Genomic DNA, 21734 nt, shown 5'->3' on the forward strand with positions numbered 1-21734 from the left:
TCTTGAACAGCACCGCCTTGCCTTCCATCACCGGCTTGGAGGCCAGCGCGCCGATGTTGCCCAGGCCCAGCACCGCGGTGCCGTTGGAGATCACGCCCACCAGGTTGCCGCGCGCGGTGTAGCGGAAGGCATTGAGCGGGTTGTCGACGATTTCTTCGCAGGCGGCGGCCACGCCGGGGGTGTAGGCCAGGCCCAGGTCACGCTGGGTGACGAGCGGCTTGGAGGCCGTGATGGCGATCTTCCCCGGGGTGGGGAACTCGTGATAGTCGAGTGCGGCTTGACGATCGTTTTGTTGGTTTGCCATGTCGGTCCTCCTTGATGAGCCGAAAGCGATGCGTTTGCGACAGTTTAAGGAGCTGTTATAAGGAAACTATTTTGCTTCTTTATCTATCCATAAGTTGATTGATATGAAGGCACACGCTTTCTTTATAGGGACGTTTCCAAGTGGCTGAGACCCGGTTCGATCCGGACGAGGTGATGCGCCGGCTCACCGCCCGGCTGAAGCTGCGGCACCTGAACCTGCTGCTGATGATCCGCAAGCACGGTTCGCTCACCCGGGTGGCCGAGCACATGGCCACCAGCCAGCCGGCCGTGACCAGTGCACTGGCCGAGCTCGAAGGGTTGTTCGGTGCGCCGCTGTTCGTGCGTTCGGTGCGCGGCATGACGCCCACCCCGCTGGGCGAGGTGGCACTGGCGCGCGCCACCGCCATGCTGCAGGACCTGGATCACCTGGTGCGCGACATGGCCGCCACCGCCTCCGGCATGGCCGCGCACCTGCACATCGGGGTGATTCCGTTCGTCTCGGGTCAGCTCATCTCGGGGGCGATCTCCGCCACGCTGCCGCTGGATCGCCGCATCAGCGTCACCCTGGCGGAAGGCACCAGCGGACAGTTGCTGGCGCAACTGCGTGACCACACGCTCGACGCGGTGATCGGCCGGGCCCAGGCCACCACCGGCATGCAGGACCTGCAGTTCGTGCCCTTGTACCGGCAGCGCCCCCGCCTGGTGGCCAGCCGGCGCCTGGCTGCGCGGCTCACGCGCAGCGCCGTGCAATGGCACGACCTGAGCGATCTCGACTGGGTGCTGGGCACGCCGGCCACGCCGATGCGCGAACAGATCGCGGAGTTGTTTCTTCGCGCCGGGCTGACCCCGCCCCAGCCGCTGGTGGAAACCAATTCGGCCAAGCTGACCGGCGAAATCGTGGCGGCGAGCGAGCGCGCGGTGTCCATCGTGCCCGCCGACATCGCGGACGAGCTGGTGCGCATCGCGGGGGTCACCATCGTGCCCTTCAGCTTCGAATGGACCCTGGCGCCCATTGCCCTCTTCACCCGCGCCGACGGCGAGCCCCGGCCGGTGGATCGCCTGTTCGGCGATGCGCTGGCGCGCCTGTGCGCGCAGGTCCACGGGCCGCTGCGCTGACGCGTGCCTGACCGTGATCGCGCCGGCCCGGGACTAGAATCCCGGCATGGCGCGTTTCTTTCGTCTTCGACACTTTCCCTGGGCGGTGGCGCTGCGCACCCGCCTGCTTGCCGACCACCTGCCGGTGACGCTGGTGCTGGCCGCCGTGATGGGCGTGCTCGGCGCGTTGGCCACGGTGGCGTTTCGCGAGGTGCTGGCGCTGCTGCAACGCTGGCTGTCGGGCGATGCCGAGGCGCACGGGCTGGTGTCGCTGGCGCGGGGGCTGGACGCCTGGGAGCGGCTGCTGCTGCCGGCCGCCGGCGGCATCGTGGCCGGCCTGATCCTGCAGTGGGCGCGGCGCCTGCCGGCGCGCGGCGCGGGCGACTACATGGAGGCGATCGCCATCGGCCGCGGCGTGATCGGCCTGCGCCAGACGCTGGCGCGCAGCCTGTCGTCGGTGTTCTCGATCAGCACCGGCGCGTCGATCGGGCGCGAGGGGCCGATGGTGCAGCTCGCGGCCATGCTGGCGTCGCTCTGCGGCCGCCTGCTGGTGCTGCCGCCACGCCATCTGCGGCTGCTGGTGGCGTGCGGTGCCACCGCCGGCATCACGGCGGCCTACAACGCCCCCATTGCGGGTGCGCTCTTCATCTCCGAGATCGTCTACGGCGCGATTGCCTCCGCCACGCTGGTGCCGCTCGTGGTGTCTTCGGTGGTGGCCAACATCGTGACGCGCCAGATCCTGCACTACGACGCGGTGTTCCACATGCCCGCGTTCGACTTCGTGTCGGGATGGGAGGTGATCTACTACCTGGTGCTGGGTGTGCTGGCGGGCCTGCTCGCGCCGCAGTTCCTTCGCATCCTGGACCTGTCGCGTGCCCTCTTCGCCCGCCTGCCCGTGCCGCTGTGGGGCCGCCTGGCGCTCGGCGGCCTGGTCGTCGGCGCCCTGTCGGTGTTCATGCCCGAGGTGTGGGGCAATGGCTACAGCGTGGTCAACGGCCTGCTGCACCAGCCCGTGGCGTGGCAACTGGTGGCGGCGATCCTGGTGATGAAGATTCTCGCCACCGCGGCCAGCGCGGGCTCGGGGGCGGTGGGCGGCGTGTTCACGCCCACGCTCTTCGTCGGCGCGGCGCTGGGCTATCTGTATGGGTCGCTGTTGCAGGCGCTGTTGCCCGCGGGCGACGTCGCGACGGTGACGAGTTATGCGGTGGTCGGCATGGGCGCGATGCTCGCGGCCACCACGTATGCGCCGCTGATGTCGATCCTGATGATCTTCGAAATGACGCTCAGCTACGAGGTCATGCTGCCGTTGATGCTGGCCTGCATCACCGGCTTCGTGATCGCGCAGCAACTGCGGCCGGCCTCGGTGTATGCGCGCTCGCTGGCGAGCAATGCGCGCATGCGCGAGATGCTGGGCGACCGGCGCGCACCGCGTGCAACCCGCAGTGTCACGGCGGGGAAAACGCTGCGCTGAAGCCACTGCGCGGGTGCGATAAGTTGCGCGTGCAACCAGATTGGCAAATCGCCCGCGCGGCCAAGCACAAAAAAATGGCGCCCCCGAGGGGGCGCCATCTTCATGCGGGTTGCGCTGCCTTACGCGATCGCGTCGACGATCTTGTTCAGCGTGGCGCTCGGGCGCATGGCCTGGGCAGCCTTGGCTTCGTTCGGCTGGTAGTAGCCGCCGATGTCCACGGGCTTGCCCTGGGCGGCCTTGAGCTCTTCCAGGATCTTGGCTTCGTTCTCGGCGAACGCCGCGGCGGCCGCCTTGAAGTGGCCTGCCAGTTCGGCGTCTTCGGTCTGCTCGGCCACGGCCTGGGCCCAGTACATGGCCAGGTAGTAGTGGCTGCCGCGGTTGTCGAGGCCGCCGACCTTGCGTTCCGGCGACTTGTTTTCGTCGAGGAACTTGCCGGTGGCCGCGTCCAGCGCCTTGGCCAGCACTTGCGCGCGGGCGTTGTTGTTGGACTTGCCGAAGAAGTCGAGCGACTCGGCCAGGGCCATGAATTCACCCAGCGAGTCCCAGCGCAGGAAACCCTCTTCGACGAACTGCTGCACGTGCTTCGGGGCCGAACCGCCGGCACCGGTTTCGAGCAGTGCGCCGCCCGCCATCAGCGGCACGATCGACAGCATCTTGGCGCTGGTGCCGAGTTCCATGATGGGGAACAGGTCGGTCAGGTAGTCGCGCAGCACGTTGCCGGTGACCGAAATCGTGTCCTTGCCGGCGCGGATGCGCTCGAGCGAGAAGCGGGTGGCTTCGACCGGCGACAGGATGCGCAGGTCCAGGCCGCTGGTGTCGTGGGCCTTGAGGTATTCCTTGACCTTGGCGATCACCTGGGCGTCGTGGGCGCGCTTTTCGTCGAGCCAGAACACCGCCGGGGTGTTGGTGGCGCGGGCGCGGGTGACGGCCAGCTTGACCCAATCCTGGATCGCGGCGTCCTTGGTCTGGCACATGCGCCACAGGTCGCCCTGTTGCACGGCCTGCTCGAGCAGCACGGCGCCCGAGGCGTCGGTCACGCGGACGGTGCCGGCGGCCGGGATGACGAAGGTCTTGTTGTGCGAACCGTATTCTTCGGCAGCCTGGGCCATCAGGCCGACGTTGGGCACGCTGCCCATCGTGACCGGATCGAAGGCGCCGTTTTTCTTGCAGTCTTCGATGACGGCCTGGTAGACGCCGGCGTAGCAGCGATCGGGGATCACGGCCTTGGTGTCTTCGAGCTTGCCGGCGGCGTTCCACATCTTGCCCGAGTCGCGGATCATGGCGGGCATCGAGGCGTCGACGATCACGTCGCTGGGCACGTGCAGGTTGGTGATGCCCTTGTCGGAGTTCACCATGGCCAGGGCCGGACGCTCTTGGTAGAGGGCGTCGATGTCGGCGGTGATGGCGGCCTGCTGGTCGGCCGACAGGCCCTTGATCTTGGCGTAGAGGTCGCCGATGCCGTTGTTGGGATCGAAGCCGACCTGCTTGAGGGCGTCGGCGTGCTTGGCCAGCACGGGGGCGTAGAACACCGACACGACCTGGCCGAAGATGACCGGGTCGGAGACCTTCATCATCGTGGCCTTCAGGTGCACCGAGAACAGCACGCCCTGCTTCTTGGCGTCTTCGATCTGGGTCTGCAGGAAGCCGCGCAGCTTCTCTTGCGACAGCACCGAGGCGTCGATGATCTCGCCGGCCTTGACCGGGGTCTTTTCCTTCAGGACCTTCTTGGTGCCGTCGGGGGTGGTCAGTTCGATCTTGACGTCGCCGGCCTGGGCGATCAGGGCCGACTTCTCGCTGCCGTAGAAATCGCCGTCAGCCATGCTGGAGACGTGCGACTTCGAGTCGGCGGCCCAGGCGCCCATCTTGTGGGGGTGCTTGCGGGCGTAGTTCTTCACCGACAGGGGCGCGCGGCGGTCGGAGTTGCCTTCGCGCAGGACCGGGTTCACGGCGCTGCCCTTGACCTTGTCGTAGCGCGCCTTGACGTCGCGTTCGGCGTCGGTCTTGGGATCGTCGGGGTACTCGGGCAGCTTGTAGCCCTGCTCCTGCAGTTCCTTGATCGCGGCCTTGAGCTGCGGCATCGAGGCGCTGATGTTGGGCAGCTTGATGATGTTGGCTTCCGGCTTGACTGCCAGGGCGCCGAGCTCGGCCAGGGCGTCGCCGATCTTCTGGTCGTCGCTCAGGTAATCGGGGAACACGGCGATGATGCGGCCCGCCAGCGAGATGTCGCGGGTCTCTACCGTGATACCGGCCGGCTTCGCGAAGGCCTGGACGATGGGCAGCAGCGAACGGGTTGCCAGCGCCGGGGCTTCATCGGTAAGGGTGTAGATAATCTTCGGAGTTTGAGACATGGATCTTTGAACCTTGTTCGGGCGCACAACACCGAGCCGCACGAGCTATGCAGGCCAGCGCCGTAGTGTTTCCGTGAGTGGGTTTTGAGTCGACGCGCCGTGGCCAGCGGCCATGCGCAAGAAAGCGGGCGCCGGGTCGTTCGGGCGGGGCCGCGAACGAATGGGCGTACGTCCCCTTGCGGGGGGATTGGAGCGTCTTCCCACCATGCTCGGACGCCCTCCTTTTTATGGTCTAGCCAGGGGAGGTTCGGCCGGCACAGACTTCCGATTGTAATCCCCCGCCCCGCCGGCGTCAGGTTGGCGCCGTCCACAGGGTGATCCAGAGGGGCTTTGGCAGCTTTTCCCCAGCTTTTCCCGGGGTTTTCCACAAGGAAGTTCACAGGGTTGTCCCGCGCCGTGGACCGCCGGCTTCGGGGGACGCGGACACGGCTTTGGCCGCCGCCGGGCCGTCGTGCTAGCCTCGCAGGCGGTGCCGGCCAGCGGGCCGGCGTGACCTCTCAGGCAGGTGCTGCATGGTTGAAGAGCTGTGGATAAACACGGCGTCGGGCCGCTTGTACGCCAAGCGCTGGCGCGGCGACGGGGCGCAGGCCGCGCCCATCGTGCTGTTTCATGATTCGCTGGGGGCGGTGGACCTCTGGCGCGACTTCCCCGAAAGCCTGGCGCGCGCCACCGGGCGCGACGTGGTCGCCTACGACCGGCTGGGCTTCGGCAGATCCGACCCCAACCCGGCGCGGCTGGCGCTGGACTTCATCGAGACCGAGGCCACCGACGGCTTCGCGGCGCTGCGCGAGCAGCTCGGACTGGCGCGCTTCGTGGTGTTCGGCCACAGCGTGGGCGGCGGCATGGCCAGCAATGTCGCGGCCACTTATCCACAGCAGTGCGTGGCCATGGTGACCGAGTCGGCCCAGGCCTTCGTCGAAGACCGCACCCTCAACGGCATCGCCGCCGCCGACATTTCCTTTGCCGAGCCGGGCCAGCTCGAGCGCCTGGCGCGCTACCACGGCGACAAGGCCGAGTGGGTGTTGCGCGCCTGGGTCGACACCTGGCACGACCCCGCCTTCCTGGACTGGAGCCTGACCAAGGTGTTGCCGCGGGTGCAGTGCCCGGTGCTGGCGATCCACGGCGATGACGACGAGTATGGCTCCCTGGATCACCCGCGCCGCTTCGAGAAGCTGGCGCCGCAGGCCGTGCCGGCCGCGATCCTGGACGGCTGCGGCCATGTGCCGCACCGCGAGAAGCCGCAGGTGGTGCTGGACGTGGTGGAGGCGTTCCTGCGCGGCAAGTAGGCGGGTGCCTATTTGCCGATGCAGAAGCTCGAGAAGATTTCGCCCAGCAGGTCGTCGCTGGTGAATTTGCCGGTGATGGCGGTGAGGCTGTCGTGTGCCAGGCGCAGCTCTTCGGCGAGGAGGTCGAGCACGCGGTCGTCCTGCTTGGCATGCGCGCTGGCGAGCTCCAGGTGCGTGGCGGCGTCTTGCAGCGCGTGCAGGTGGCGCTCGCGCGCCAGCCAGGGCGATTCGGCGCCGGGGTTCCAGCCGGCCAGCGCCAGCAGGCGTTCGCGCAACGCGTCCAGGCCCAGGCCGGTCTTGGCCGAGATGCCGATGGCGTCCGCCGGAATGGTTGCGCCTGCAACCAACAGATCTGTCTTGTTGAAAACTTCCAGCACCGGCGTGCGTGCCGGCAGGCGCGCGGTGATCTGCGCGTCGAGCATGTCGTTGGGCGCGGTGGCATCCTGCAGGTGCAGGATCACATCGGCCCGTTCGATTTCTTTCCAGGTGCGGGCGATGCCGATGCTCTCGACGGTGTCTTCGGTGTCGCGCAGGCCGGCGGTATCGACGATGTGCAGCGGCACGCCATCGATATGGATCTCCTGCACCACTTTGTCGCGCGTGGTGCCGGCGATCGGCGTGACGATGGCGATCTCGTCGCCGGCCAGCGCGTTGAGCAGGCTCGACTTGCCGACGTTGGGCTGGCCCGCCAGCACGACGTGCAGGCCCTCGCGCAGGATCATGCCCTGGCGTGCCTGACGGATCAGCGCGTCGAGCTCGGAGGCGATGGCCTCGAGCTGCGGGCGCGCCTGGTATTTCTCGAGGAAGTCGATTTCCTCTTCCGGGAAATCGAGCGTGGCCTCGACCAGCATGCGCAGATGGATGATGCGATCCGACAGCCCCGTGACCTTGTGCGAGAACTCGCCCGACAGCGACGCCATGGCGCCGCGCGCGGCGGCCTCCGACGAGGCGTCGATCAGGTCGGCCACGGCCTCGGCCTGCGCCAGGTCCATGCGGTCGTTCAGGAAGGCGCGCTGCGTGAACTCGCCGGGCTCTGCCGGGCGGATGCCAAGCGGCTGGCCGGCCTCCAGGCAGCGCGCCAGGATACGGCGCAGCACCGCGGGGCCGCCGTGTCCCTGCAGCTCGAGCACGTCTTCGCCGGTGTAGGAATGCGGCGCCGGGAAATGGAGTGCGATGCCTTCGTCGATCAGCTCGCCATCGGCGCTCTTGAAGGGCAGGTAGTGCGCGTGGCGCGGCGTGAGCGCGCGGCCGAAGAGCGCGCGCACCAGGTCGCCGAGCGCGGGGCCGGACACGCGCACGACCCCGATGCCGCCGCGTCCGGGGGCGGTGGCGATGGCAACGATGGGGGCGGCAAGACTCATGACGATGCAGACGGACAGGTGATCAACAAGTAGGGAATATAACTGTTGCGCGCCCCATTGTTTGCTGGTTATGTTCGACTCGCAGCATGAAGACCCCAGCAGTACGACAGACCAAACACTCTTCCGGGGAGAGCGAAATGGCATTTCGTTTTGCGCGTGGGCTGACCTGTGCGTCGGCCGCAGTACTGATGGCGTTCGGCGCCTTGTCGCAGGCTTCGGCGCGCGACCTGGTGGTGGCGCTCAAGACCGAGCCCAGCTCGATGGATCCGCAGTATCACGCGCTCACGCCGAATACGCAGATTTCGCAGACGCTGTTCGAGTCGCTGGTGGGCGTGGATGCCAAGCTGCAACCGGTGCCCGGCCTGGCCGAATCGTGGACGGTCGACGGCAAGGTCTGGACCTTCAAGCTGCGGCCCAACGTCAAGTTCTCCGATGGCTCGCCCTTCTCGGCCGAAGACGTGGTGTTCACCTACGACCGCGTGCCCAAGGTGCCGAACAGCCCCTCCCCCTTCACGCTCTATCTCGGCTCGGTGGCCAAGACCGAGGCGGTCGATGCCCACACCCTGCGCATCACCACCAAAGAGGTCGCGCCCAACCTGCTGATCAATCTCGCGCAGCTGCCGATCCTGTCGAAGAAGGCCGCGTCGGGCCCCGCGGCCGAAGGCAAGACCACCACCGAGCTCAACAGCGGCGACGGCCTGGTCGGCACCGGGCCCTACAAGTTCGTGTCCTGGAAGCGCGGCGCCGAACTCGTGTTCGCGCGCAACGAACACTACTGGGGCAAGCAGCCCGCCTGGGAGAAGGTCACCTATCGTCCCATGACCAATGCCGCGGCGCGCGTGGCCGCGCTGCTGGCCGGCGACGTGGACATGATCGAGGATCCTCCCACCGACGACCTGCCCAAGCTGAAGGAAAACAAGAAGCTGCACGTCGAGGAAACGCCCTCGGTGCGTGTGGTGTACGTGGCGCTCGACCAGCATGCCGAGCCCAGCCCCGGCGTGCAGGGCACCGACAAGAATCCCATGAAGGACAAGCGCGTGCGCGAGGCCCTGTCGCTTGCCATCAATCGCGACGCCATCGTCGAGCGCGTGATGGGCGGCGTGGCCAAGCCCGCGGGCAACCTGCTGCCCTACCCCATGTTCGGCGCGTCCAAGGAGCATTCGCAGGCGCCCAAGCCGGATGTGGAGAAGGCCAAGTCGCTGCTGAAAGACGCCGGCTATCCCGACGGCTTCTCGATCACGCTGGGCTCGCCCTCGGGCCGCTATGTGAACGATGCCAAGGTGGCGCAGGCGATCGCCGCGATGTGGACGCGCATCGGCGTGAAGACCAGCGTCGACGCCATGGCGCCGCCGGTGTTCTTCAAGAACCGCGACAGCTATCAGTTCTCGGCCTATCTGGCGGGCTGGTCGGTGACCAGCGGCGAGATGGCCAACGCGCTGACCTCGCTGCTCATGACGCGCAACCCCGATGCCGGCCAGGGCACGACCAACCGCAGCCGCTATTCCAATCCCAAGATGGATGAGCTGGTGAAGGAAGCGTCGGCGACCATGGACGACACCAAGCGGGCGGCCCTGCTGCAGCAGGCCAGCAACATCGCGATGGACGACTACGCCATGCTGCCGGTGCACTTCGAGCTGTCGGTGTGGGCCATGAAGAACGACATCCGCTATCAGGGCCGTCCGGACCAGACCACGCTGGTGCAGAACGCGACGCTTGCGAAGTAACGGTAGCTGCTTGTGCTGCAGACCATCATTCGCAGGTTGTTGCAATCGGTCGTGGTGATGCTGGTGATGTCGGCGCTCGTGTTTGCCGGCATCTACATGGTGGGCGATCCGGTCTCGATGCTGGCGAGCCCGGAAGCCACCGACGCGCAGCGCGCGGCCATCCGCGCCTCGCTCGGCCTGGACCTGCCTCTCTGGCGGCAGTACCTCATCTTCATGGGCCAGGCTGTGCAGGGCGACTTCGGCAACAGCTTCCTGACCGGCGAGCCGGCCATGCGTTTGATCCTCGAGCGCATGCCGGCCACGCTGGAGCTCGCCACCGTGGCCATGCTGCTGTCCGTGCTGATCGGCGTGCCGCTCGGCATCCGCGCCGGCCTCAAGCCGCGGGCGCCCGCCTCGCGCGCCATCATGACCGGCTCGGTGCTGGGCTTTTCCCTGCCCAATTTCTGGGTCGGGCTGATGCTCATCATGATCTTCGCCGTGACCCTGCAGTGGCTGCCGGCCAGCGGCCGCGGCGCCACGGCCAGCATCGGCGGACTGTCGCTCAGCATCTTCACGCTCAGCGGCTGGGCCGCGCTGATCCTGCCCGCCAGCACCATCGCGCTGGCCAAGTGCGCCATGATCATCCGCGTGACGCGCGCCGCCACGCGCGAGGCGCTGCCGCAGGACTACATCAAGTTTGCGCGTGCCAAGGGCCTGCGCGAGCGGCGCGTGCTGGGCGTGCACCTGCTCAAGAACATCCTGATCCCGATCGTGACCGTGGCGGGGCTGGAGTTCGGCCAGGTGGTGGCCTTCGCCGTGGTCACCGAGACCGTGTTCTCGTGGCCCGGCATGGGCAAGCTGCTGATCGACTCCATCATCAACCTGGACCGGCCGGTCGTGGTGGCCTATCTGCTGTTGATCGTGTTCTTCCTCGTGATGCTCAATCTGGTGGTCGACATCGTGTACACGGTGCTCGATCCTCGCGTTCGACTGGAGGCGCGCCGATGACCATGCCCGCCCCGCTCGACGCCGCGCCGGTGCGCGCTGCGCCCGCGCGTTCGCCGTGGCGCCAGTTCGCCGCCGATTTCTGCGCCAGCAAGCTGGCGCTGTTCGGCCTGCTGCTGTTGCTGGTGACGGTCGGCGCCGCGCTGCTGGCGCCCTGGATCGCGCCGCAGAATCCCTACGATCTCGGCGGGCTCGACATCATGGACGCCAAGCTGCCGCCGGGCGAGCAGAGCGTCGACGGCAGCATGACCTACTGGCTCGGCACCGACGGGCAGGCGCGCGACGTGTTGTCGGCCATTCTGTATGGCATGCGCACCAGCCTGATGGTGGGGGCGGTGTCGGTGCTGGCGGCGTTCGCGATCGGCGCCAGCGTGGGCCTGATCGCCGCGTATTTCGGCGGCCGCATCGATGCGCTGCTGATGCGCATCGTCGACATCCAGCTGTCGTTTCCCGCGATCCTCGTGGCACTCGTATTGCTCGCCATCCTGGGCAAGGGCGTCGACAAGGTCATCATCGCGTTGGTGGTGGTGCAGTGGGCCTACTTCGCCCGCGCCGCGCGCGGTGCGGCGCTGGTGGAACGCGGCAAGGAATACGTGGAGGCGGCCCGCTGCATGTCGCTATCGTGGGGCCGGGTGCTGTTTCGTCACGTGCTGCCCAACTGCATGGCGCCGCTGATCGTGATCGCCACCATCGACCTGGCCCACGCCATCGCGCTCGAAGCCACGCTGTCGTTTCTCGGCGTGGGGGTGCCGGTCACCGAGCCCTCGCTCGGCATGCTGATCGCCAACGGCTTCGAGTACCTGCTGTCGGGCACCTACTGGATTTCGTTTTTCCCCGGCATCGCGCTGGCGCTGCTCATCATCGCCATCAACCTGGTGGGCGACCACCTGCGCGACGTGCTCAACCCGCGCAACAATGCCTGAGGAGGCCCGGATGCAAGCCGTCACGCCCGCCGCGGCCCGCCCGACGCCCCTGCTGGACGTCCGCACGCTCAAGACGCATTTCTACACGCGCGCCGGCGTGGTCAAGGCCGTCGACGGTGTCGACCTGCATCTGGATCGCGGCGAGATACTGGGCCTGGTGGGCGAGTCGGGGTCGGGGAAAAGCATCACCGGCTTTTCGCTGATCGGCCTGCTCGACGAGCCCGGCCGCATCGTGGAGGGCTCGATATTCCTGGGCGGCGAAGACCTGCGCAGCGCCAGCCCGGCGCGCTGGCGCGCGCTGCGCGGCAACGAGATCGCCATGATCTTCCAGGATCCGATGATGACGCTCAACCCGGTGCTGCGCGTCGATACCCAGATGGTGGAAACGGTGCGCGCGCACCAGAACGTGTCGCGCGAGGCTGCCCTGGCGCGTGCGCTGGAAGTGTTGACGATGGTCGGCATTCCCGCCCCGCGCGAACGCCTGCGGGCCTATCCGCATCAGCTGTCGGGCGGTATGCGCCAGCGCGTGGCGATTGCGATCGCGCTGCTCAACAAGCCGCGCATCATCATCGCCGACGAGCCCACCACCGCGCTCGACGTGACCATCCAGGGGCAGATCCTGTATGAAATGCAGAAGCTGTGCCAGGAGACCGGCACGGCCCTGATCTGGATCACGCACGATCTGGCGGTCGTGGCCGGCCTGGCCGATCGCGTGGCGGTGATGTATGCCGGCCGCGTGGTCGAGACCGGCAGCACGCGCGACGTGATCGGCCACGCGCTGCATCCCTATACGCACGGGCTGATCGCGTCGATCCCGTCGCCCGAGACGCGCGGGCACGCGCTGGCGCAGATCCCCGGCATGACGCCGTCGCTGCTGAACCTGCCGCAAGGGTGTGCCTTTCGCACGCGCTGTCCGCGCGCCAGCGAGGCCTGTACGGTCGCGCCCGAGCCGGTCGAGCTGCGGCCGGCGCACTGGGTGCGCTGCTGGCATGCGGGAGAAGCGCAATGAGCGCCCTCCCGCCGAAACCGCCGCTGCTGTCGCTGCGCGACGTGGAAATGCGCTTCGCGCAGCCGGTCGACCTGGCCGGGCGCATCGCCAACCTGTTCGGCGCCGGCCTGAAGGACCAGGTGGTGCACGCGGTCGCGGGCGTCGACTTGGACGTGGCGGCCGGCGAGGTGATCGGCATCGTGGGCGAGTCGGGCTGCGGCAAGTCGACGCTGGGCCGCATGGTGGCCGGCATCCTGAATCCCACGGCGGGCGCGATCCACTATGAAGGCCAGGATGTGGCGCGGCTGCCGGGCGCGCAGCGCCGCGCCTACGAGCTGGGCGTGCAGATGATCTTCCAGGATCCGTATGCTTCGCTCAATCCACGCATGCGCGTGGCCGACATCATCGGCGAGGCGCCCGTGGCGCATGGCCTGGTGCGGCGCGCCGAGCGGCAGGCGTATGTGGCGCAGCTGATGGGCCAGGTCGGCCTCGACCCGGCCTATGCGCAGCGCTATCCGCATCAGTTCTCGGGCGGCCAGCGCCAGCGCATCGGCATTGCACGCGCGCTCGCGCTCAAGCCGCGCGCCATCGTCTGCGACGAGGCCGTGGCGGCGCTGGACGTGTCGATCCAGGCGCAGGTGATCAACCTGTTCGGCCAGTTGCGGCGCGAGCTCGATCTCACCTATCTGTTCATCAGCCACAACCTCGCGGTGGTGAGCCACATCTCCGATCGCGTGGCCATCATGTACCTGGGCCGCGTGGTGGAGCTGGCCTCGACCGAGGCGATTTTCGGGCGGCCGAATCATCCCTACACGCAGGCCCTGCTCAAGGAGCTGCCCACGCTCACGCCGGAGCGGCGCACCTACCGGCCGATCAAGGGCGAGCTGCCTTCGCCGCTGGCGCCGCCCAGCGGTTGCGCGTTCCACCCGCGTTGCCCGCATGCCATGCCGCGTTGCAGCCAGGAGCGGCCGCTGCTGCGCGAGGTGGCGCCGGGACACGTCAGCGCCTGCCATCTCAACGACACCGCCTGAGACCCCCGCTGCGCGCGGCCGGGGCGGATTACCGCCCGGCACGGCGCGGCGTTATGCTATTGAATTCGCTCTCACGATCGACGCCGGACCACCATGAAAACCATCGACGAAATCGAACGCGCCCACGCCGACCTCACGGCGCTGCGACGCGACATCCACGCCCATCCCGAACTCGCGTTCGAAGAGACCCGCACCTCCGCCCTGGTGGCGCAACGGCTGCGTGACTTCGGCCTCGAGGTGCACACGGGCCTCGGCAAGACCGGCGTGGTTGGCGTGCTGCGCGCCGGCAGCGGCGGCAAGACCATCGGCCTGCGCGCCGACATGGACGCGCTGCCGATGCCCGAGCACAACCGCTTCGCGCACGCCTCCACGATCGCCGGGCGCATGCACGGCTGTGGCCATGACGGCCACACCACGATCCTGCTGGGCGCGGCCGAATACCTGGCGAAGCACCGCAACTTCGACGGCACCATCAACTTCATCTTCCAGCCCGCGGAAGAAGGCGGCAACGCCGGCGCGCGCGCGATGATGGAAGACGGACTGTTCGAGCGCTTCCCTTGCGACGCGATCTTCGGCCTGCACAACATGCCCGGCATGCCGGTCAACCAGTTCGGCTTTCGCGCGGGCCCCATGATGGCGTCCAGCAATCGCTGGGACATCGTGATCAAGGGCGTGGGCGGCCATGCGGCGCAGCCGCACGGCGCGGTCGATCCGATCATCGTGGCGGCCGACATGGTGCACGCGCTGCAGACCGTGATCTCGCGCAGCCGCGATCCGCTCGACGCCGCCGTGCTGTCGATCACGCAGATCCATGCCGGCGACGCCTACAACGTGATCCCGGGCGAGGCCGTGCTGCGCGGCACGGTGCGCACCTACACCACCGCCGCGCTCGACAAGATCGAAGCCGACATGCGCCGCATCGCGACCACGCTGCCGCAGGTCTATGGCGGCACCGGCGAGCTGCAGTTCGTGCGCGCCTATCCGCCCCTGGTCAACTGGCCGGAGCAGACCGCGTTCGCCGCCGAGGTGGCGCGCTCGGTGTTCGGCGAGGAACACGTCAACACCAAGATCCCGCAGTTCATGGGCGCCGAAGACTTCTCCTTCTATCTCGAGAAGGTGCCGGGCTGCTATCTGTTCCTGGGCAACGGCGACGGCGACCACCGCGAGCAGAGCTATCACGGCATGGGTCCGTGCCAGCTGCACAATCCCAACTACGACTTCAACGACGCGCTGCTGCCGGTGGCGGCCACCTACTGGGTGAAGCTGGTCGAAGCATATATGCCCAAGGCATAAGCGCGCGCCCCGCACGGCGTGCGTGCGTGGGGCTGGACCGGCGGCAGGCGCCGTGGTCGGAGCCCCGCAGCACGCGGCTCGTGGCGCTAGTGTTCACTTACAGGGCGGCTTCGGCCGCCCTGTCGCATATGACGCCAGGCTTTGTGCAAACGCCGATTAATTCGTTTGCGGCATGCCGGCGCGTTTTCATAATGACTCGCTCCTGAAATCCATTCGGCCCCGTGTCCACACGCGGGCGACGACGGAGCGATACATGCCCCACCGCAATGCCCCGCACCCGGTCCAGACGCGCGAATCCCTGCGCGACCGCCTGACGCGCTATGCCACCTGCGCCGGCCTGGCCGTGCTGATCGGCACGTTGGCGCTGGCCGCGCCCACGCCCGCGCGTGCCGAAGGCCAGATCCGCATCGTCGAGCAGTACGGCATCGTCTACCTGCTGCTGAACGTGACGCGCGAACAGCAGCTGATCGAGAAGCACGGCAAGGCCGCGGGCCAGAACATCAAGGTTGAATGGAAGAAGCTCTCGGGCGGCGCCGCGGTGAACGACGCGCTGCTGTCGGGCGCGGTCGACATCGCCGGCGCCGGCGTGGGCCCGCTCCTGACCATCTGGGATCGCACGCACGGCAAGCAGAACGTGAAGGGCGTGGCCTCGCTGGGCAATTTCCCCTACTACCTCGTCACCAACAATCCCAAGGTCAAGAGCATCGCCGACTTCAGCGATCGCGACCGCATCGCGGTACCCGCGGTCGGCGTGTCGGTGCAGTCGCGCGTGCTGCAACTGGCCTCGTCCAAGGTCTGGGGCAAGGACCAATACAACAAGCTCGACGCGATCTCGGTGGCGGTGCCGCACCCGGACGCGGCGGCCGCCATCATCTCGGGCGGCACCGAGATCACCGGCCACTTCGGCAACCCGCCGTTCCAGGAGCAGGAGCTCGCCGGCAACCCGAACGCGCGCATCGTGCTCAACTCGTACGACGTGCTGGGCGGCCCGAGTTCGTCGACGGTGCTGTTCGCCACGGAGAAATTCCGCAAGGACAATCCCAAGACCTACGCGGCATTCCAGGCCGCGCTGAAGGAGGCGGCCGAATTCGTGCGCGCCAACCCCGAGGCCGCCGCCGACATCTATCTCAAGACCACCGGCGCCAACACCGACCGCAAGCTGCTGCTGGACATCATCAAGAACCCGCAGGTGGAGTTCAAGCTACAGCCGCAGAACACCTACACGCTGGCCGAGTTCATGCACGGGGTGGGCGCGATCAAGAACAAGCCCGCCACCTGGCGCGATTACTTCTTCGACGACGCGCTGACCGCGCAGGGCAGCTGAGATGGGATGGCGTGACGGCGCGAGCCCCGTGGCCGCCGGCCCGGCAGCGCACGGCCCGCTGCTGCGGGTCGACCGCGCCACGCTGGAATACAAGGCGGGCCAACGCCGCATCCGCGCCACGCACGAGGTGAGCTTCGACGTGTGGCCGCAGGATCGCTTCATCCTGCTCGGCCCGTCGGGCTGCGGCAAGTCGACGCTGCTCAAGGCGGCCGCGGGCTTCGTGGCACCCGTCTCGGGCGCGCTGCTGCTCGACGGCGTGCCCGTGCGTGCGCCGGGTCCGGACCGCGTGGTGGTGTTCCAGGAGTTCGACCAGCTGCCGCCCTGGAAAACCGTGAAGCAGAACGTCGCCTTCCCGCTGCGCACGGCACACAGGCTGCCGCGCCGCGAGGCCGAGGAACGCGCCCTGCACTATCTCGACAAGGTGGGCCTTTCGGCCTTCGCCGATGCCTATCCGCACACGCTGTCGGGCGGCATGAAGCAGCGCGTGGCGATCGCGCGTGCGCTCGCGATGCAGCCGCGCATCCTGCTGATGGACGAACCCTTTGCGGCGCTCGACGCGCTCACGCGCCGCCGCATGCAGGAAGAGCTGCTGCGGCTGTGGGAGGACAGCCCCTTCACGTTGCTGTTCGTCACGCACTTCATCGAAGAGGCACTCATCATCGGCAACCGCATCCTGCTGCTGTCGCCGCATCCCGGCCGCGTGCGCGCCGAACTCAACGCCCATCAATACGGGCTGCACAGCCCCGGCTCGAGCGCCTTCCAGGCAGCCGCGCAGCGCATCCACACCCTGTTGTTCGGCGAAGCCGGGACGGCCGACGCGGCCGCGCGGCGCGCCGCCTGAAAGGATCGTCCCGCATGTCGCTATCCGGAACCCTGCCCGACGGCCGTCCCGAGTATGAACGCGAGCTCGAACCCGTGCCGCCGCTCACGCTGGCGGCGCCCCTGCCGTGGCACGAGCGCCTGTGGGGCCACGCCGCGTTGCGCAAGACCCTGATCCTGGTGCTGCTCGCCCTCTTCTGGGAAGGGGCGGCGCGCTGGGCCGACAACGATCTGCTGCTGCCCGGCGCCTGGGCCACGGCGCAGGCGTTCGCGCAGGAACTGGCCAACGGCCAGTTGCCCGCGCGCGCGGCGCTTTCGCTCGCCGTGCTGCTCAAGGGTTATGTGGCCGGCGTGCTGCTCGCGTTCGTGCTCACCACGGCAGCCGTGTCCACGCGCTTCGGCCGCGATCTGCTGTCCACGCTCACCGCCATGTTCAACCCGCTGCCCGCCATCGCGCTGCTGCCGCTGGCGATGCTGTGGTTCGGCCTGGGCGAAGGCAGCCTGGTGTTCGTGCTGATCCACTCGGTGCTGTGGGCCCTGGCCGTGAACATGTACTCCGGCTTCCTGACGGTGTCGGAGACGCTGCGCATGGCGGGCCGCAACTACGGCCTGACCGGGCTGCGCTACGTGCTGGCGATCCTGGTGCCGGCGGCCCTGCCCGCGATCCTGTCCGGCCTGCGCATCGCGTGGGCCTTCGCGTGGCGCACGCTGATCGCGGCCGAGCTGGTGTTCGGCGCGTCCAGCGGCAAGGGCGGACTGGGCTGGTATATCTTCCAGAACCGCAACGAGCTCTACACCGACAAGGTGTTCGCCGGCCTCGCTGCCGTGGTGCTGATCGGCCTGCTTGTGGAAAACCTGGTGTTCGATACGCTGGAGCGATTCACGGTGCGCCGCTGGGGCATGCAGCGATGAAACCCGGCCCGGGTCGCGATCGAGGGAAGGCTGCGGCCTTCCCTTTTTGTTGGATTCTATGAGACTCGCGTGTCGCTATAGCGCACTGCTATTGGACGTATTGCAGCAATCAAATATCTGGTGTCGCGGTCCTCGCGTATAGTCGGTCGCACCGGTAGGGTCCGGCGCCGCGACGATGCTGGCGCAACATGCCGGTCACGACACGAAGGCCTCGCGCGCCGCGCTTCAATCGCCGCGCGTGCCTCGTGATATTGCGCCGAATCAGGCCGATCGATTGCCCACGGACCACCTTCATGCGCCACCTGCGCGCCGGTTCGTCCCGCGGCTGCGTTTTCAGGAGAGAGAGCATGTCTAACGAGGCAAAGTGCCCTTTCAACCATTCCGCCGGTGGCGGGACGACCAACCGTGACTGGTGGCCCAAGCAACTGCGCTTGGACCTGCTCAGTCAGCATTCCAGCAAGTCCGATCCGATGGAAAAGGACTTCGACTACGCCAAGGCCTTCAACAGCCTGGACCTGGCGGCGGTGAAGAAGGATCTCGCCGCGCTCATGACCGATTCGCAGGACTGGTGGCCCGCCGACTTCGGCCACTACGGTCCGCTGTTCGTGCGCATGGCCTGGCACAGCGCCGGCACCTATCGCATCGGTGACGGCCGTGGCGGTGCGGGCCGCGGGCAGCAGCGTTTCGCGCCGCTCAACAGCTGGCCCGACAACGTCAGCCTCGACAAGGCGCGCCGCCTGTTGTGGCCGATCAAGCAGAAATACGGTCGCAAGATTTCCTGGGCCGACCTGCTGATCCTCACCGGCAACGTCGCGCTCGAGACCATGGGCTTCAAGACCTACGGTTTCGCCGGCGGCCGCGCCGACACCTGGGAACCCGACCAGGACGTGTACTGGGGCACCGAAAAGACCTGGCTGGGCGGCGATCACCGCTACGGCAAGGGTGCGGCGGGCCAGAAGGACGGCGAAGGCGTGATCGTGGCCGACGAGGAACTGCACGGTGCCGAGGAAAGCCGCAACGAGCATGGCCGCAACCTCGAGAACCCGCTGGCCGCGGTGCAGATGGGTCTGATCTACGTCAACCCGGAAGGCCCGGAGGGCAACCCGGACCCGCAGGCGTCGGCCCACGACATCCGCGACACCTTCGCCCGCATGGCGATGAACGACGAGGAAACCGTCGCGCTGATCGCCGGCGGCCACACCTTCGGCAAGACCCACGGCGCCGGGCCGGCCGACCACGTCGGCGATGAACCCGAAGCCGCCGGCCTGGAACACCAGGGCCTGGGCTGGAGCAATTCGTTCGGCAGCGGCAAGGGTGCCGACACCATCACCAGCGGCCTCGAAGTCACGTGGACCACCACGCCCACGAAATGGGGCAACGGCTTCTTCGAGAACCTGTTCGGCTACGAATGGGAGCTCACCAAGAGCCCGGCCGGCGCGCATCAATGGGTGGCGAAGAACGCCACGCCCACCATCCCGCACGCGCACGATCCGTCGAAGAAGATCCTGCCGACCATGCTCACGAGCGACCTGGCGTTGCGCGTGGATCCCGCCTACGAAAAGATCTCGCGCCGATTCCTCGAGCATCCCGAGGAGCTGGCCGACGCCTTCGCGCGCGCCTGGTTCAAGCTCACGCACCGAGACATGGGCCCGCGTGCGCGCTACCTCGGTCCGGAAGTGCCGGCGGAAGCGCTCATCTGGCAGGATCCGATTCCCGCGGTCGATCATCCGCTCGTCGACGACAGCGACGTGGCGGCGCTCAAGGAAAAGGTGCTCGCCTCGGGCCTGTCCGTGGCCGAACTCGTGTCGACCGCCTGGGCCTCCGCGTCGACCTTCCGTGGTTCCGACAAGCGCGGTGGCGCCAACGGCGCGCGCATCCGTCTCGCCCCGCAAAAGGACTGGGCGGTGAACCAGCCGGCGCAACTGGCCAAGGTGCTGAAGACGCTGGAGGGCATCCAGGCCGACTTCAACAAGGCGCAGTCGGGCGGCAAGCAGATCTCGCTGGCCGACCTGATCGTGCTGGCGGGCTGTGCCGGCGTGGAGCAGGCCGCGGCCAAGGCCGGCACCAAGGTCGTGGTGCCCTTCTCGCCGGGCCGGGGCGATGCGTCGCAGGAACAGACGGACGTCGAATCGTTCGAGCCGCTCGAGCCCGTGGCCGATGGCTTTCGCAACTATCTCAAGGGCCGCTTCAGCGTGCCGGCCGAGGCGTTGCTGATCGATCGCGCCCAGCTGCTGACCCTGACCGTGCCGGAACTGACGGTACTGATCGGCGGCCTGCGCGTGCTGCAGGTGCAGGACCCGAAGGACGCGAGCGGCGTGCTGACCGATCGGCCGGGCACGCTGAGCGCCGACTTCTTCCGCAACCTGCTCGACATGGGCACGGCGTGGAAGCCCACCAACGACGCGCGTGAATCCTTCGAGGGCCGGGACCGCAAGACGGGCAAGACCAAGTGGCGCGCCAGCCGCATCGACCTGGTGTTCGGCGCGAATTCGCAGCTGCGCGCGCTGAGCGAGGTCTACGCCAGCGACGACGCCCAGGAGAAGTTCGTGCGTGACTTCGTGGCCGCGTGGACCAAGGTGATGAACCTCGACCGCTTCGACCTGAAGTAAGGCGCCGCGCCGGCATCCGCCGGCAGGGTGCGGGCCCCGGACCGCTGGCGCGCAGCCAGCCTCCGGGGCCTTTTCATTGCCGGCCGGGCGCGAGCCGTCATTGCCGTTGCGGGAAGCTGCGCTCGAACACGCCCTCGGCGATGCGGTTCTTCAGGATCTCGATCGAGCCGCCCGCGATCATCCAGCCGCGGCAACGCCGCACGCAGTACTCCACCAGCGATTCGCGGCTGTAGCCCATGCCGCCCATCACCTGCAGCGCGTCGTTGGCCACCTCGAAGCCGATCTGGTTGCAGTAGGCCTTGGCGATGGCGGTCTCGGTGGCGTCCGGGAAGCCGGTGTCGGCGTGCTGCGCGGCGCGGTAGAGCAGCAGTTGGGCGGCGTCGAGCTTGATGCGCATGTCGGCGAATTTCCATTGCAGCCCCTGGAATTCGCACAGCAGCTTGCCGAACTGCTTGCGTTGCAGCGCCCAGCCGCGCGCCTCCTCGAACGCGTAGCGGCCGAGCGCGAGCGAGCGCGCGGTGTTGCCGATGCGTTCCACGTTGAAGCCGGCGATCTGCTTCTTGAAGCCGCCCTCGCCCAGCACGAGCTGCGCGTCGGGGATATAGACGTTGTCGAAGTGGATCTCGGCCCAGGCCTCATCCGACATGAAGGTGGAGCGCTTGCCGAGCCGCACGCCCTGCGCGCGCGTCTCGATCAGCACCGAGCCGATACCCTGGGTGCCGGGGCCAAAGCGCACGTAGGCCAGGATGAGGTCCGCGTGCGGGCCATGCGTGGTGAAGATCTTGGTGCCGTTGATGCGCCAGCCCTCCCCGTCGCGCGTCGCGCGGGTCGTGAGTTCGGTGACGGCGGAGCCCGCATCGGGTTCGGTCATGCCCACCGCGATCAGCATCTCGCCCGCGAGCAGGCGCTTGAGATACGTTTCCTTCTGCTGCGCGGTGCCGTATTCGGCCAGCACGCGGATCGCGCCGAAGTTGCCGGCCTGCACCACGTCGGCGCTGCGCGGACACACCGAGGCCACCGTCTCGATCGCGATGACGGCGTCCATGAGCGATCCGCCCATGCCGCCATCGGCCTCGTTCATCGTGATGCCGAGCAGGCCCTGCGCCGCCATGCCGCGCGCCACGTCCCGGGGATAGTCGTCGGCATGGGCGCGTGCCAGCGCGTCGGGCTTGAGCGTTTTCTCGGCATAGCGGCGCACGGCCGTCTGGAAGTCGCGTTGTTCGGGAGTGAGGTCGAAGTCCATGGGGAGTTCCTTGTGTCGGA

16 protein-coding genes and 1 pseudogene are annotated in these 21734 nt (G+C 67.8%); 13 read left to right on the forward strand and 4 right to left on the reverse strand.

Features of this window, described 5'->3' with window-relative positions:
• A pseudogene (locus CEG14_RS00005) lies at positions 1 to 304 on the reverse strand (NADP-dependent malic enzyme); the annotation flags it as partial.
• A 173-nt stretch (positions 305 to 477) separates the two neighbouring features.
• On the opposite strand from CEG14_RS00005, the gene CEG14_RS00010 reads away from it, so the two are divergent.
• Together CEG14_RS00010 and CEG14_RS00015 are read left to right on the forward strand one after the other, a co-directional pair.
• Positions 478 to 1419 (forward strand): LysR substrate-binding domain-containing protein, encoded by a 942-nt coding sequence (locus CEG14_RS00010; protein WP_094824310.1) that lies wholly within the window; start codon positions 478 to 480, stop codon positions 1417 to 1419.
• Positions 1420 to 1465: 46 nt separating this feature from the next.
• The gene (locus tag CEG14_RS00015; RefSeq protein WP_094824311.1) at positions 1466 to 2869 is read left to right on the forward strand and encodes a ClcB-like voltage-gated chloride channel protein; all 1404 of its coding nucleotides are present in this window, start codon (positions 1466 to 1468) and stop codon (positions 2867 to 2869) included.
• 119 nt (positions 2870 to 2988) lie between these two features.
• Here CEG14_RS00015 and CEG14_RS00020 read toward each other — a convergent pair whose 3' ends face one another.
• Complete coding sequence (locus CEG14_RS00020) at positions 2989 to 5217, reverse strand: NADP-dependent isocitrate dehydrogenase (protein WP_094824312.1); 2229 nt, start codon at positions 5215 to 5217, stop codon at positions 2989 to 2991.
• Between the two features lie 512 nt (positions 5218 to 5729).
• Between CEG14_RS00020 and CEG14_RS00025 the strand changes: the two genes are divergently transcribed.
• Positions 5730 to 6503: an alpha/beta fold hydrolase gene (locus tag CEG14_RS00025; RefSeq protein ID WP_094824313.1), complete on the forward strand. Its 774-nt coding sequence runs from the start codon at positions 5730 to 5732 to the stop codon at positions 6501 to 6503.
• An 8-nt stretch (positions 6504 to 6511) separates the two neighbouring features.
• Here the strand turns inward: CEG14_RS00025 and mnmE are convergent, their stop codons facing one another.
• A complete protein-coding gene (gene mnmE, locus CEG14_RS00030; RefSeq protein ID WP_094824314.1) occupies positions 6512 to 7864 on the reverse strand; it encodes a tRNA uridine-5-carboxymethylaminomethyl(34) synthesis GTPase MnmE in 1353 nt (450 codons plus the stop codon).
• Between the two features lie 137 nt (positions 7865 to 8001).
• Between mnmE and CEG14_RS00035 the strand changes: the two genes are divergently transcribed.
• The 10 genes from CEG14_RS00035 to katG all read left to right on the forward strand — a co-directional run bounded on the left by CEG14_RS00035 (position 8002) and on the right by katG (position 20471).
• A complete protein-coding gene (locus CEG14_RS00035) occupies positions 8002 to 9588 on the forward strand; it encodes an ABC transporter substrate-binding protein (protein WP_094824315.1) in 1587 nt (528 codons plus the stop codon).
• Between the two features lie 12 nt (positions 9589 to 9600).
• Positions 9601 to 10575, forward strand: a complete 975-nt coding sequence (locus CEG14_RS00040; protein ID WP_094824316.1) for an ABC transporter permease — start codon at positions 9601 to 9603, stop codon at positions 10573 to 10575.
• The gene (locus CEG14_RS00045) at positions 10572 to 11495 is read left to right on the forward strand and encodes an ABC transporter permease (protein WP_373454155.1); all 924 of its coding nucleotides are present in this window, start codon (positions 10572 to 10574) and stop codon (positions 11493 to 11495) included. Before CEG14_RS00040 ends, CEG14_RS00045 begins: the two co-directional genes overlap by 4 nt.
• Positions 11496 to 11505: 10 nt before the next feature.
• Positions 11506 to 12504: an ABC transporter ATP-binding protein gene (locus CEG14_RS00050; RefSeq protein WP_094824317.1), complete on the forward strand. Its 999-nt coding sequence runs from the start codon at positions 11506 to 11508 to the stop codon at positions 12502 to 12504.
• Positions 12501 to 13514: an ABC transporter ATP-binding protein gene (locus CEG14_RS00055; RefSeq protein ID WP_094824318.1), complete on the forward strand. Its 1014-nt coding sequence runs from the start codon at positions 12501 to 12503 to the stop codon at positions 13512 to 13514. The genes CEG14_RS00050 and CEG14_RS00055 overlap by 4 nt, the downstream gene beginning before the upstream one ends.
• A gap of 93 nt (positions 13515 to 13607) precedes the next feature.
• Positions 13608 to 14807 (forward strand): M20 aminoacylase family protein, encoded by a 1200-nt coding sequence (locus CEG14_RS00060; protein WP_094824319.1) that lies wholly within the window; start codon positions 13608 to 13610, stop codon positions 14805 to 14807.
• Positions 14808 to 15060: 253 nt separating this feature from the next.
• Complete coding sequence (locus tag CEG14_RS00065) at positions 15061 to 16131, forward strand: ABC transporter substrate-binding protein (RefSeq protein WP_094824320.1); 1071 nt, start codon at positions 15061 to 15063, stop codon at positions 16129 to 16131.
• A gap of 1 nt (position 16132) precedes the next feature.
• Positions 16133 to 16972 (forward strand): ABC transporter ATP-binding protein, encoded by an 840-nt coding sequence (locus tag CEG14_RS00070; RefSeq protein ID WP_094824321.1) that lies wholly within the window; start codon positions 16133 to 16135, stop codon positions 16970 to 16972.
• Positions 16973 to 16986: 14 nt separating this feature from the next.
• Positions 16987 to 17862 (forward strand): ABC transporter permease, encoded by an 876-nt coding sequence (locus tag CEG14_RS00075; protein WP_094824322.1) that lies wholly within the window; start codon positions 16987 to 16989, stop codon positions 17860 to 17862.
• A 347-nt stretch (positions 17863 to 18209) separates the two neighbouring features.
• Positions 18210 to 20471 (forward strand): catalase/peroxidase HPI, encoded by a 2262-nt coding sequence (gene katG / locus CEG14_RS00080; RefSeq protein WP_094824323.1) that lies wholly within the window; start codon positions 18210 to 18212, stop codon positions 20469 to 20471.
• A gap of 97 nt (positions 20472 to 20568) precedes the next feature.
• On the opposite strand, the gene CEG14_RS00085 is transcribed toward katG, so the two are convergent.
• Positions 20569 to 21714, reverse strand: a complete 1146-nt coding sequence (locus CEG14_RS00085) for an acyl-CoA dehydrogenase family protein (RefSeq protein ID WP_094824324.1) — start codon at positions 21712 to 21714, stop codon at positions 20569 to 20571.
• Positions 21715 to 21734: the final 20 nt, after the last annotated feature.

The sequence above is a fragment of the Bordetella genomosp. 1 genome (assembly GCF_002261335.1).
Classification (GTDB): Bacteria; Pseudomonadota; Gammaproteobacteria; order Burkholderiales; family Burkholderiaceae_B; genus Bordetella.